Consider the following 11,831-nt stretch of genomic DNA (forward strand, 5'->3'; position numbering starts at 1 on the left):
CCCAGAACATCCCATTCATCACACTGCGGTGTTCAACATGTGGACGTCCTGCCTGCCCTGAACGTACAGGGGGCAAACAAGATTCTATCAATATCCAAGCATCATCAGAAATGTCGTAACGTGCCACCATTTTGTTCCTGCATCGAAATCAATCAGATAATAATACTATTAATTGATATTAAGGGACACAGCCTAATGCGCAAGATCAAAAAAGGATCTCATGCCCCACAAAGCGCCAATACTGGTGCCTTTGAGATGATCTCTTTCAGGTGCATAAAAAGCACTGTATTTAGTGAGCAGGCGCGGCGGGGTCACGACTGCGCGTGGCAGCGTTTGGTAACTGTGCCGGTCTCAAATTTCATAATGTAATCATTCTGTATTGAAACTTATATTTCCTCCAGACAAAAAAGACCGCTCAGTCGGCGGCCTCTCAATCAATAATGTGGGTCATTCGTCCTCGTCCATATCCAACGAATACCGTTCAAACCGAATTACTTCCTCACCAATCCAGTCATTTAATTGCTTCATCTTACTTTGCAATGGCATTAGCTCATTACGTACAAACACCTTAGCTGCCTTCTCAACATCACCAAAACCACCGGTATTCTGTGGAATAATCCCCATCATCTGCGGTGGTACGCGATGTGCGGCCAATATGTCGTCACGGCTGGCATTCTTGATATTTAAAAATTCGTCTTTAGCTGCGGCTTCAGACAGTGGAATAGTCTGGATACCGTCTTTTTTACCGCCCGGCGCATATAAAAATAGATTGCGGAAATTACCTGGCCCCTTGGAATTTTTCAGCGCATCGCGGATATTGTCGATGTCGGATAGGTTTTGTGAGGCATCGCTGATATACAGGATGTAACCCGCATGGGAACCGTTCAGGTAATACTTGCGGCGAAAAAGCGTAGCCGATTCATTTAGCAATGCCGACGGTAGCGCAGCTAAATATTCCGGCAATCCGTACAGTTCCTGATTAATATCGGGTTCAATCAGATGAAACACTTGCCCCGTCGGGAATGGGTACGGCTGGCTGTTGTAGCCATATTTCACAAACCAGTAGGTTTCCAGGTCTTCACCGCGTCGGGTGAACTTGGCTGGGCAATGATGCAGCTTCAAAGGCTGGCCGAGGCGATTCTTGCGTTGTTCAAGATAAGCATTGCCAAACAGCATAAAGTCCAGCGCCCATGAATCGAATGCCTGTCGGCTAAGTAGCCGATGTGGGATAAAGGTACTGGTCAGGATGTTGCGTTTGACATAAACCGCGCTGCTGTGGTGCGGTGCCGAGCGAAACGACAGCGCCAGCCCGTTAAAACTGATTGGGGGTTCATACCAATTATCGACTAGCACACATTCCAAGTAATCAAACATCTCGCGCCGGTCAAGGACGGGGATTGGATCGCCAAAGGTGAATGCTTCAATTGATGGGCTGGCCGTGGTTTTCACCGCCGGGCTGCGTTTTCTGTTTTTACGGCTCATCAGTAAACCTCAACAATATTTCTATGGTGGGGAGTGTCACCGGTAATCGGTTCATTAAACAGGGCGTGCATGGTGGCCCATGCCAGATCTGCGTGACTGGCTTCCTCGCTGCGGCTGGCTTGATAGGTCGGACGGTTGCCGCTGGCGGTGGTAGAACGGCGGATAGCCATAAAACTTTGTGCAATGTCGGTCTGGCCGGCGTCAAACTCCAGTCGGCGATGGTTGATAATGTCCCATGCCTTAAGTACCAGCGCGTTTTTAACGGCGGGGTTATAGACAAATTCCCGCACGGACGGGAAAAATTCTTTGACGTTTTGGTAAACCCCATGCCCGACGCCGGTCGAGTCAATGCCGATATATTCGACGTTGTACTGTTCCGTCAGTCGTTTGATGGCGTCAGATTGAGCGCGAAAGTTCATGCCACGCCACTGATGACGTTCAAGGATGCGGAACTTGCCACCCGGTACCTGCGGTGGAGCGACTACGACACAGCCGGCACTGTCGCCATTCTCGCCACCTTTGGCGGGATCATAACCGATCCAGACAGGGTGATAACCATAGGGGCGTAGCATCAGGGGTTGCACATCGTCCCAGATTTCCCAGCTATCGACCATGCAACCCTGCATCAGTTGCAGTGAGAAAATGGATTCGATATCGTCCATAAATTCACACATCAGCAGGTTCTGGTACTCGTCCGGGCTGTATTCCAGCCGTAACTGGTCAATATCAAACAGGTTACAGCCGCCTCTGACTGCATCTTCAACCGTGACAATCTGCCGCCACTGACCATCGGCACATCGTAGGCCGCTGGCTAATGCTTGATGGCTAATATCAATGTCAATGCGATTGGCCTTGGCGCGGCCACGGTTAAACAGTTTGCCTGACCAATACGGGTACGCGCTGTGGGTTAAGCTGGACGGTGTAGAAAAGTAAGTCTGGCGCCATTTTTTGTGCATCGCCATACCGGATGCTACCTTACGCAGTTCCTGAAACTTTGGAATCCAGAAATATTCATCCAGATAGAGATTGCCGTGATAGCTTTGCGCGGTGCGGGCATTGGTACCGAGAAAATACAGGGTGGCACCATTATTCAGGGTGATCGGATCGCCTTTTAGTTCGGCGTCCACTTCCCGCGCCATTTCCAGGATGTACTGCTTGAATACATGGGCTTGCGCTTTACTGGCAGAGAGAAATATCTGATTGCGTCCGGTAGTCAACGCATCGATCAGGGCTTCACGGGCAAAAAAGAATGTCGCACCAATTTGACGGGATTTCAGGATATTGCGGATACGATGCGCTAATCCGGCGTGATACCAATCATGTTGATAATCGAACAGGGTCGAGCGGAAAATGTCTTCCAGCTTTTTGACTTGTTCTTCGCTGAACACGTTCTTTTCCGGTGGCCGGCGCTCACCTTTGTTGCGGTTAGCAATTTTGGGGTTCAGATCGGCTTCATTACCGCCGCGGCTGTATTTCCTGATCCGCGCTTGTCGTTCTAACTGACGGTGCAGCAGGTCAATTTCCTTAAAGTCCTTGCCTTCTTTTTGCTCCTTGGCGATAAGCTGACATAACCGTGCTTCAAGAGATAACTCGATTCGTTCAAACGAGGTCACCTCATCCCATTTGTCGCGACGTTTCCAGCTATGGATAGTTGATGCTTTCTCGTTGAGCATTTCCGCAATCCGTGCGATCCGGTACCCGTTAAAATACAGGTGCATTGCGTGCTTACGGGGATCAAAATCGGGCGTTGTTTTCATGCTGCCAGACTACAGACCCGTCCGTCATTTCTCTGTGTCTGCCCTGTGTGCCAGCCCAGACACAACCGCATTTTATTGTTTCCTCGACATGACGATACAAACTAGTAGGCCATGACTGATTCATTGATAATCGGGGCTTACAATGCCGAAGAAATCCAAACCTTTTCGAATCTGTGTGGAAGGTGCAACCACAGACGGGCGCAAGGTTCAGCGCGAATGGCTGACACAGATTGCCGCCAACTATGACCCGCAGACCTACGGTGCGCGTATCAACATGGAACATTACAATTTTTCGTGGAGTCCGCGCTTTGGCGATGTGGAATCGGTTTTTACCGAAGAAATCAAGGACGGTGCGCTGGCGGGCAAGCTGGGGCTGTATGGGATACTTTTACCCACCGATGATCTGGTGGAAATGAACCGTAAGCGTCAAAAGGTTTACACCTCCGCCGAAATCAACCTGGATTTTGCTGACTTCGGCGGGGCGTATCTGGTGGGATTGGCCGTTACTGACAGTCCGGCGAGCCTTGGCACTGAAATGTTGCAGTTTAGCGCTAATGCGACCAATAACCCGCTGAATTCGCGCAAGCAGCACCCGAACAATGTTTTTACTGCCGCGGAAGAAACTTTGCTCGAATTTATTGATTTGTCAGAGGAAACCGAAAAAATCTCTCTCTTTTCCTGTGTACAGGCGTTCTTCCAGAAAAAGCAGCAGAGTGATGATACTCGTTTTACCGATATCCATCGGGCCGTCGAACTGTGTGCCCAAGAGCAGCAGGCCACGGTGGAAACCGTAAACACACTTTCTCAACATGTTCGCAACCATAATCCGGGCAATATCCGCCACGGCGATAAATGGCTGGGATTACACGACACACAAACAGACCCGTCATTTTGTCAATTTGTATCACCAGAATACGGCATACGGGCCATTATCAAGATTATCCGCAATTATGAACGAAAATACGGATTGAACAGTATCCGGCAGATAATTTCTCGTTGGGCACCCCCGAATGAAAATGATACCGAAAATTACATTGCATATATGAGCCGGGCGGTTGGTATTCCCTGTAATGCGGTGATTGATGTTGATAATCCGGTGATCATGACCCGATTGGTTTGCGCCATCATTCAAATGGAAAACGGACAGCAACCGTATGCTGATACGATCATTAAACGGGCGTTTGCGCTGTTATGAGGTTTAATCTGCACATGCTCACCTTGAGTACGCTGGCGGCAGTGTCCGGCCTACTCTGGCTCTATTACGGTGAGTATCAGCAAAAAAACGATGCATACCAAACGCTGAGCCAGTGGTATAAGCAACAGCAAACCATTACCGATAACGCATTCCAAACCATCAGGATAATCAATGATATCTCACGGGTTAATAACGAAAATCGGGAGCGATCAGCCGTGGATGCCGCACAAATTCAGGCGGATATCAATACCGCTGTTGTCGGGAATGATTGCGCCCGTCGTGCTGCTCCTGATAGGGCTGTTGTCCGGTTGCAGCAGCATGCGAACCGAATACGTTCAGGCACCGTTGATGCCGATTCCGATGCATTTGCTCGCTGACTGTCTGCCCCCGGTCATAGCCGACACAATGACATGGGGTGATAGCTTGTTGCTGAATGCACAGTTACTGGCGGTTATTGAACAGTGCAATCTGGATAAACAGGCCATTCGACAAATAGAACAGACTAGACAGGTGACACATGAATAAGCCTAACGCCTTGCGAAAAGTCCTGACAGAAAAGCTCCCCTATTTGCGCGACAACCCTGAATACCTGCATTTGTTTGTTGAAGATGGCACCGTGCTGGCGACAATGGCGCTCTCCTTGTCTTACGAATATGAATATACGCTAAACCTGATTATTGAAGCCTATCCCGATGATCAGAATGTGCTCATGGCGGTTATCGGGCACTGGATACGCGAGCACCAGCCAGATATTTTCGCTCATCCTGACAATCGCCGCAGCGGCTTTACCTTTGACGTGAATATTCTTAATGATGACACCGCTGATATCAGTATCGACCTGAAACTGACCGAGCGTATACTGGTCACCCAGCAAGGGCCGGTCAGCACGGTGAGCGCCATTTCTGAGCCTGAAAACCCGTTTGACAGGTGGTGAGATGAACAGTGACGCATTGCAGCCTTTGGATACCGCACTAACCGCCCTGTTGAATCAACTTTCTCCCGCCAGTCGAAAGCAACTGGCCCGTGATATTGCGCGGGACTTGCGACAGAGCCAAATACAGCGTATCCGATCCCAGCGTAACCCTGACGGCAGCCGCTTTACCCAACGCAAGGCACAAACCCGCGCTGTACAGCATGGTATAAAATTCATCTGGCGCGGTGAACCTCGCACCTTGAAAAATTGGCAAATCCGCAAGGGCAAGAAGGGTGAAACGATTACCGGCTATGATGCCGAGCGTAAAGGCCAGCGTACTTTTTACAAACGCGATATCCAACGTTTTCTGGACGTCAAAACCGACCGGATCAGTACCCGAAAATCCAATAAAAAGACCCGCATGTTTAAGAAACTGGCTACCGTGCGTTACTTACGTTTGTCCGCCAGTGATCGGGAAGCCGTTATCTTTTTCGCATCGAAAGTCACTGCGGTTGCTCGTGTGCATCAGTTCGGGTTAAAAGAGCGCATGAAAGGGAAAAACATTGAAGTCAAATATCCATCGCGGCGACTTTTGGGACTGACACAGAGTGATATTCAACATATCGAAGACCAGATACTTTCCCATCTCACCCACGGATGTGTGCCAGTCAGTACACAAACCCTATGACGTGCAGGTGAGGGTTTGGGGTGACATTGTTGTCTGCATGAACACACAATTAACTGAACTGTTGCGCCGATTGCGCAACCTGATCCGAATCGGTGTTATTACCCAGGTAGATACTACACGGGGAATGTGCCGGGTTATGACAGGCAATCTTGAAACTGACTGGTTGCATTGGTTGACATCCAGAGCGGGAAGTTCCCGAACATGGTGGGTACCCAGTGTTGATGAGCAGGTTTTATTGTTATCCCTTGGTGGTGACTTGACCACGGCCTTTATACTGCCTGCGATTTTTTCTGATGAGTTTCCAGCCCCTTCGGCATCACCAGAAGCGGTGTGTATCGCTTTTCCTGATGGTGCCGTGATGGAATACGAACCACAGATCAGTGCCTTAACTGTCACAGGTATTAAGACCGCCACGATTACCGCGTCGGCTTCCGTGCATGTTACTGCACCAGAAATCACTTGTATGGCCGGCAATCAGATCACATTGGATACACCCACCGTCATTTGCACCCACCATCTGACTACGGGCAGTCTGGAAGTGCAAAAAGGCGGCACTATGCGTGGCAATATCGTTCATGTAGGGGGTGAATTCAGTTCTAACGGGGTTGTGGTGGATTCGCACCGACACCACGGTGTGCGCTCCGGTGACAGTACATCGGGAGTTCCCATATCATGATGTACCTTGGTATGCATCGACAGACGGGTGAGGCTATCAGCGATATCGCCCATGTTCGCCAGTCAGTCAGCGATATCTTGCTAACGCCGATGGGTAGCCGTATTACTCGCCGCCAATATGGTTCGTTGTTATCTGAATTGATTGATGCGCCCCAAAATCCTGCTTTACGTCTGCAAATTATGGCTGCGTGCTACACCGCCATCCAGCGATGGGAACCCCGCATTACCCTGGCCGCTATCACTATCAATCAAGGTGAAGCCGGACACATGACTGTTGATATCAGCGGCCAGTATCAGCTATCCAATGCCCCGGTTGCTTTTTCTGTGCCTGTGGGGTGACCATGCCGACCATCGACCTTAGCCAGTTACCGACGCCGGAGGTTGTCGAACTGCTGGATTTCGAAACTCTGCTGGCCGAGCGAAAAGAAAAACTGATTTCACTGTATCCGCCAGAACAGCGTGAAGCAATCACCCGTACTTTAACGCTGGAGTCTGAACCTATTACTAAGTTGTTACAGGAAAATGCTTACCGTGAGTTGCTCTTGCGCCAACGCGTCAATGAGGCAGCGCGGGCGGCGATGGTGGCGTATGCCACAGGCAGCGACTTAGACCAACTGGGGATGAATAACAATGTGCGGCGTTTGGTATTACGGCCCGCTAACAATCATGCCGTACCGCCTATCTCTGCGGTGCTGGAATCTGACGCTGATTTTCGGGTACGCATTCCGCAAGCGTTCGAGGGGTTAAGCGTCGCCGGCCCTGTGGCATCCTATGAATACCATGCGTGCAGTGCTGACGGACGGGTTGCCGATGCATCGGTGATCAGCCCAGCGCCTGCCTGTGTCACAGTCAGTATTTTGTCACGTGAGGGGAACGGCGCGGCCAGTGATGAATTGATTGCGGTCGTGAATACTGCTCTGAATGATGAAAACGTTCGCCCCGTGGCCGATCGCCTGACTGTTCGGTCTGCGGAGATTGTCGATTATCAAATTGATGCCGTGCTGTACCTGTACCCAACCCCGGAATATGAGCCGATATTGCAGGCTGTGCGTGAACGGCTGGCGCGTTACACTGCCGAGCAACACCGGATTGGCCGCGATATCGTGCGTAGTGCCATTTTTGCTGTCTTGCATATGCCCGGTGTTCAGCGTGTTCACCTGAAAGCTCCGGCTCAGGATGTGATTCTGGATAAAACTCAAGCGAGTTTTTGCACACGTGCGCAGGTAGTGATTGGGGGAGCGGATGAATAACCGTTTGTTACCTGTCGGATCATCACTGCTGGAAGTGGCCGCCGCTGAAGCCCTCGCCAGTCTGTCAAATGTGCCGGTTCCCCTGCGTGACTTGTGGAGTCCTGAGCGGTGTCCAGTGAAGTTGCTCCCCTATCTGGCGTGGGCGTGGTCGGTTGACCGCTGGGATATGGACTGGCCGGAGAATACTAAACGCGAGTCAATTAAGGCGTCGATGTTTGTTCATAAACATAAGGGAACCATTGGCGCAATCCGGCGAATAGTGGAACCATTCGGTTATCTCATCCGTGTTATCGAATGGTGGCAAACCAATGATGTCCCCGGTACTTTCCGGTTGGATATTGGCGTCATGGAAACGGGGATCACCGAGACCACCTATCAAGAACTAGAACGGTTGATTTTTGATGCCAAACCCGCTTCACGGCATTTGGTCGGTATGTCTATTCAGTTGGAGAACAGTGGCGAAAATTATTGTGCTGTCGCCAGTTACAGCGGTGATGTATTAACCGTTTACCCCTATATCTCGGAATTAATTACCGCCATTGGCTCTGATGTAGTAGGGGTTGGAGTGCATATTATTGATGATGTGAGGATTGAATCATGAGGACCAAATATTTTGCCCTGTTAACTCAATTGGGCGCGGATAAGCTGGCAAATGCCGCCGCGTTGGGTACCAAGATTGAAATCACCCATATGGCTGTTGGTGATGGTGGCGGAAGCTTGCCGACACCAGATACTGCACAGACTAAACTGGTTAACGAACGCCGTCGTGCGGCGATTAATGAGCTAAATGTTGATCCCAAGAATACTAACCAGATTATTGCCGAGCAGGTAATCCCCGAAAACGAGGGTGGTTGGTGGATACGGGAAATTGGCCTGTTTGATAAAGACGGCGTGCTGATTGCAGTCGGAAATTGCGCGGAGACTTACAAACCGCAGTTACAGGAAGGCTCAGGGCGTACACAGACTATTCGTATGGTATTGATTGTCAGCAGTACCGACACAGTAACATTGAAAGTTGATCCCTCCGTGGTGCTGGCAACGCGGGAATATGTGGACGAGTCGATTCAAACTCATGTGAAGAACCCTAACCACCCTGACGCTACGCTAAAAGATAAAGGTGTCGTTGTTTTGAGTAGTGCGGTAGACAGTAGTAGCGAAATCCACGCGGCAACCCCGAAGGCGGTTAAGGCGGCGTATGACTTGGCAAATGTCGCGGACAATAACGCTAATGGCCGTGTGCCTACTAATCGTAAGGTGAACGGGAAGGCGCTTTCTTCTGATATTTCACTGAATGCGGGGGATATTGGGGCGTATACCAAAGGGGAAATTGATTCTCGTGTGAATGAAGTCAACATACTGGCAAACACGGCAAACCAGAATGCGACCGATGCTAATGATAATGCAAATAGTCGATTGTCCAGGAAAGAGAATGGCGCTGACATTCCTGACAAAAATGTTTTTGTGAAAAATCTCAATTTGTTGGAAACGGTAGTGTTGGCTAAAGGAGCAGTACCGAGCAACCGGAAAATCAACGGTAAGGCGTTGACAGGGGATCTAAGTTTGAGTGCTGGAGATGTGGGAGCATATACGCGAGCAGAGAATGATAATACTTTCTTGCGTATTTCTAGCGATAAAAGCGCCACCGTTGGTAGTTTACTGATTGATAGCAAAACGCCCTTTCCTGAATTGCGTTTCAAATCGAAAGATGGGTATGTGGTAGGAATTAACGGCTCAGAAGGAAAATTGTTGCATATCTATTCTAACGATCCGAGCAATCGGCGGCGTTACAATATACTAATACCTGAGCGAAGCGGTACTCTTGCGCTACAAAATGCAGCGATAAAATCTGAAAATGGTTGGTGGCAATGTGGGGATACGGGGATAATTATTCAATGGGTTAAAGTTACATCCAGTCAACAATCATGGGTAAAAGTCAATTATCCAATTTCTTTTAAAAATAAGTTTTTTGGCTATATTGCCAGTATGTCGAGTATCAATACATCAACGGGTCACACATTAGTACGTAATGCAACACTATCGACATTTGAGTATCAAGCTGGCACTCCTAACAATAATGAGAATCCAGACAGAGTTGTACATATATTATTTTGGGGGGTATAAATGGTTTATTTCTCCAGAAAAGAATGCGCTTTTTATAATGAAGCTTATAAAGAATGCGTTGAAATAACAGCAGAAAAACACAATGAATTACTCGCCGGGCAATCGCGCGGTTTATCAATTGTCAGTAGTAAAGAGGGTTATCCAGTACTCATTGAACGTGCTCCGTCCGTTTATCATAAATATGATGGTGAAAAATGGATAATATCAGAAAGTGGTAAGGTACAACTTAGGCAGGAACAGCAGCAACAAGCAGAACATAAGAAACAGCAACTTATGCTCACGGTAGGTAAACAGATAGCCCCGTTACAAGATGCGGTAGATTTGGGGATGGCGAGTGATGAGGAAAAATCGCTGTTAGCCGCTTTGAAAAAATATCGGGTATTACTGAACCGCGTTGATGTTAATTTAGTACCAGATATTCATTGGCCTGAAAAACCCAGAGTAATAGAATAAGGGTTGCAATAAACTGGCTCCAATAGTTAGACAGTCTAAGCAGCTAACATGGCCTAGGTTCGATATTGTACCGAACTTAGACCATTTGGTTGGGAATTAATCACATTGAGGAATTATTTCGGCTAACTCGTTCAATAGGTTGTCCATTCTCATCAAAATATCGGCTTGGCCAAATTTCTGAGGGATGTACTCCGAGATTGTTAGCAATAATCCATTCTCCTTTAGGCCAAGGTCGTGATAGAGCATTAGCTAACGTAGATGAACTAAGTCCCTCCTTACGTGATACTGCTGCTAAGGTAGTGCCTAGCTTACGTAAGGCAGCGATAATGTCGGCGGTATGCCAATCTTTTTTATTCATTTCCTTTATATCTCCATATAACAAACGTCATGAATTATCCTGTTTTGGGATATTTAAGTAAATGATTGATATTCGATTTTGGGATATTAATCAAGGTTAAAGAAATGGCATCGATTTATTCATATGAGTATCAACTGGTTATAAACGCTCTTCGTAAGGCTAGGATAGAAAAAGGTATTACTCAAAAGAGCTTGGCTCAAGCCTTAGATCGACCTCAATCATTTATTGCTAAAATTGAAAATGGTGAAAGAAGGTTGGATGTGGTTGAATTTGTGCATATAGCACATTTGCTATCTGTCGATCATGGACTAATTTTAGGAAAAATACTGTTCAAAAAACTACCTAACAAGCTAAAACGATCAGAGTTTATAAAATAAAAAATCCCATTTTGGTATAAATCAACAATCGATTGATATTTAATCCTAAATGTTTAGTAGGATTGAATATATGGTTTCAATTTACTCTGATGAATATCAAGTAGTTATCAAAGCACTCCGTGAGGCTCGTATAGCAAAGGGAGTCACACAAGAGAATTTGGCTCAAGCGTTAGATCGCCCTCAATCGTTTATTGCGAAAGTTGAGAATGGTGAAAGAAGATTGGATGTTGTGGAATTTGTTCATATAGCACATTTGTTATCATTAGAGCCAAGTGTTCTCATAAAAAGAATCCCAAGAAGATATTCTTCAATATGCTGATAACTTTCTATCTATACCAGTTTCATCAGATAGCGTAGCTAAAGAGGGATTCACATAGTTAATCATGTGGTAGAACAATTAGGGTTTTAATATCCCTGAAATTGTTTTTTATACTCCGTGTTGTGCAGTGTCTATACACGTTTTACTCGGCTAACACTACAATTGGGACTATCTGCGCTCCTTTTGCGCAGATAAACGTTCCGCTCTAGGTTGGAGTGGGTGCTGGTTTATGAGGTCATGAGG

At 47.7% G+C, this 11,831-nt stretch carries 15 protein-coding genes and 1 pseudogene; 13 read left to right on the top strand and 3 right to left on the bottom strand.

Annotation, left to right across the window (positions count from 1 at the left end; translation table 11 throughout):
* Positions 1-447: 447 nt before the first annotated feature.
* On the bottom strand, positions 448-1,482 hold the full coding sequence (locus EAE91_RS16355) for a phage portal protein (protein ID WP_214089429.1): 1,035 nt from the start codon (positions 1,480-1,482) through the stop codon (positions 448-450).
* A complete protein-coding gene (locus EAE91_RS16360) occupies positions 1,482-3,239 on the bottom strand; it encodes a terminase ATPase subunit family protein (RefSeq protein WP_214089430.1) in 1,758 nt (585 codons plus the stop codon). Before EAE91_RS16360 ends, EAE91_RS16355 begins: the two co-directional genes overlap by 1 nt.
* A 142-nt stretch (positions 3,240-3,381) precedes the next feature.
* Between EAE91_RS16360 and EAE91_RS16365 the strand changes: the two are divergent.
* The 11 genes and pseudogenes from EAE91_RS16365 to EAE91_RS16420 all read left to right on the top strand — a co-directional run.
* A pseudogene (locus EAE91_RS16365) lies at positions 3,382-4,041 on the top strand (GPO family capsid scaffolding protein); the annotation flags it as partial.
* Positions 4,042-4,430: 389 nt separating this feature from the next.
* Positions 4,431-4,811, top strand: coding sequence for a hypothetical protein (locus tag EAE91_RS16375; RefSeq protein WP_214089431.1), 381 nt, complete (start codon positions 4,431-4,433; stop codon positions 4,809-4,811).
* Positions 4,783-4,959: an Rz1-like lysis system protein LysC gene (lysC, locus tag EAE91_RS16380; RefSeq protein ID WP_235319442.1), complete on the top strand. Its 177-nt coding sequence runs from the start codon at positions 4,783-4,785 to the stop codon at positions 4,957-4,959. The genes EAE91_RS16375 and lysC overlap by 29 nt, the downstream gene beginning before the upstream one ends.
* Positions 4,952-5,368: a phage tail protein gene (locus EAE91_RS16385; RefSeq protein ID WP_036811383.1), complete on the top strand. Its 417-nt coding sequence runs from the start codon at positions 4,952-4,954 to the stop codon at positions 5,366-5,368. Before lysC ends, EAE91_RS16385 begins: the two co-directional genes overlap by 8 nt.
* Before the next feature lies 1 nt (position 5,369).
* Positions 5,370-6,035, top strand: a complete 666-nt coding sequence (locus EAE91_RS16390) for a phage virion morphogenesis protein (protein ID WP_214089433.1) — start codon at positions 5,370-5,372, stop codon at positions 6,033-6,035.
* 37 nt (positions 6,036-6,072) lie between these two features.
* Complete coding sequence (locus tag EAE91_RS16395) at positions 6,073-6,711, top strand: phage baseplate assembly protein V (RefSeq protein ID WP_214089434.1); 639 nt, start codon at positions 6,073-6,075, stop codon at positions 6,709-6,711.
* On the top strand, positions 6,708-7,049 hold the full coding sequence (locus EAE91_RS16400; protein ID WP_214089435.1) for a GPW/gp25 family protein: 342 nt from the start codon (positions 6,708-6,710) through the stop codon (positions 7,047-7,049). Before EAE91_RS16395 ends, EAE91_RS16400 begins: the two co-directional genes overlap by 4 nt.
* 2 nt (positions 7,050-7,051) lie before the next feature.
* A complete protein-coding gene (locus EAE91_RS16405; protein WP_214089436.1) occupies positions 7,052-7,960 on the top strand; it encodes a baseplate J/gp47 family protein in 909 nt (302 codons plus the stop codon).
* Positions 7,953-8,561 (top strand): phage tail protein I, encoded by a 609-nt coding sequence (locus EAE91_RS16410; protein WP_214089437.1) that lies wholly within the window; start codon positions 7,953-7,955, stop codon positions 8,559-8,561. Before EAE91_RS16405 ends, EAE91_RS16410 begins: the two co-directional genes overlap by 8 nt.
* Positions 8,558-10,081: a phage tail protein gene (locus EAE91_RS16415; RefSeq protein ID WP_214089438.1), complete on the top strand. Its 1,524-nt coding sequence runs from the start codon at positions 8,558-8,560 to the stop codon at positions 10,079-10,081. The genes EAE91_RS16410 and EAE91_RS16415 overlap by 4 nt, the downstream gene beginning before the upstream one ends.
* Positions 10,082-10,534 (top strand): tail fiber assembly protein, encoded by a 453-nt coding sequence (locus EAE91_RS16420; protein ID WP_046974469.1) that lies wholly within the window; start codon positions 10,082-10,084, stop codon positions 10,532-10,534. It abuts the gene before it with no gap.
* A 100-nt stretch (positions 10,535-10,634) separates the two neighbouring features.
* Here EAE91_RS16420 and EAE91_RS16425 read toward each other — a convergent pair whose 3' ends face one another.
* Positions 10,635-10,892 (bottom strand): helix-turn-helix domain-containing protein, encoded by a 258-nt coding sequence (locus EAE91_RS16425; RefSeq protein WP_036773175.1) that lies wholly within the window; start codon positions 10,890-10,892, stop codon positions 10,635-10,637.
* Positions 10,893-10,996: 104 nt separating this feature from the next.
* On the opposite strand from EAE91_RS16425, the gene EAE91_RS16430 reads away from it, so the two are divergent.
* Positions 10,997-11,269, top strand: coding sequence for a helix-turn-helix domain-containing protein (locus tag EAE91_RS16430; protein ID WP_036773173.1), 273 nt, complete (start codon positions 10,997-10,999; stop codon positions 11,267-11,269).
* A gap of 70 nt (positions 11,270-11,339) precedes the next feature.
* The gene (locus tag EAE91_RS16435) at positions 11,340-11,588 is read left to right on the top strand and encodes a helix-turn-helix domain-containing protein (RefSeq protein WP_036844852.1); all 249 of its coding nucleotides are present in this window, start codon (positions 11,340-11,342) and stop codon (positions 11,586-11,588) included.
* The last annotated feature ends 243 nt before the right edge of the window (positions 11,589-11,831 follow it).

Source organism: Photorhabdus noenieputensis, from assembly GCF_018448935.1.
GTDB lineage: Bacteria > Pseudomonadota > Gammaproteobacteria > Enterobacterales > Enterobacteriaceae > Photorhabdus > Photorhabdus noenieputensis.

What these genes read in the sequence shown, in the direction of transcription:
- EAE91_RS16355 (WP_214089429.1), bottom strand. Translation starts at nt 1,482, where the DNA reads ATGAGCCGTAAAAACAGAAAACGCAGCCCGGCGGTGAAAACCACGGCC.
- EAE91_RS16360 (WP_214089430.1), bottom strand. Translation starts at nt 3,239, where the DNA reads ATGAAAACAACGCCCGATTTTGATCCCCGTAAGCACGCAATGCACCTG.
- EAE91_RS16375 (WP_214089431.1), top strand. Translation starts at nt 4,431, where the DNA reads ATGAGGTTTAATCTGCACATGCTCACCTTGAGTACGCTGGCGGCAGTG.
- lysC (WP_235319442.1), top strand. Translation starts at nt 4,783, where the DNA reads ATGCCGATTCCGATGCATTTGCTCGCTGACTGTCTGCCCCCGGTCATA.
- EAE91_RS16385 (WP_036811383.1), top strand. Translation starts at nt 4,952, where the DNA reads ATGAATAAGCCTAACGCCTTGCGAAAAGTCCTGACAGAAAAGCTCCCC.
- EAE91_RS16390 (WP_214089433.1), top strand. Translation starts at nt 5,370, where the DNA reads ATGAACAGTGACGCATTGCAGCCTTTGGATACCGCACTAACCGCCCTG.
- EAE91_RS16395 (WP_214089434.1), top strand. Translation starts at nt 6,073, where the DNA reads ATGAACACACAATTAACTGAACTGTTGCGCCGATTGCGCAACCTGATC.
- EAE91_RS16400 (WP_214089435.1), top strand. Translation starts at nt 6,708, where the DNA reads ATGATGTACCTTGGTATGCATCGACAGACGGGTGAGGCTATCAGCGAT.
- EAE91_RS16405 (WP_214089436.1), top strand. Translation starts at nt 7,052, where the DNA reads ATGCCGACCATCGACCTTAGCCAGTTACCGACGCCGGAGGTTGTCGAA.
- EAE91_RS16410 (WP_214089437.1), top strand. Translation starts at nt 7,953, where the DNA reads ATGAATAACCGTTTGTTACCTGTCGGATCATCACTGCTGGAAGTGGCC.
- EAE91_RS16415 (WP_214089438.1), top strand. Translation starts at nt 8,558, where the DNA reads ATGAGGACCAAATATTTTGCCCTGTTAACTCAATTGGGCGCGGATAAG.
- EAE91_RS16420 (WP_046974469.1), top strand. Translation starts at nt 10,082, where the DNA reads ATGGTTTATTTCTCCAGAAAAGAATGCGCTTTTTATAATGAAGCTTAT.
- EAE91_RS16425 (WP_036773175.1), bottom strand. Translation starts at nt 10,892, where the DNA reads ATGAATAAAAAAGATTGGCATACCGCCGACATTATCGCTGCCTTACGT.
- EAE91_RS16430 (WP_036773173.1), top strand. Translation starts at nt 10,997, where the DNA reads ATGGCATCGATTTATTCATATGAGTATCAACTGGTTATAAACGCTCTT.
- EAE91_RS16435 (WP_036844852.1), top strand. Translation starts at nt 11,340, where the DNA reads ATGGTTTCAATTTACTCTGATGAATATCAAGTAGTTATCAAAGCACTC.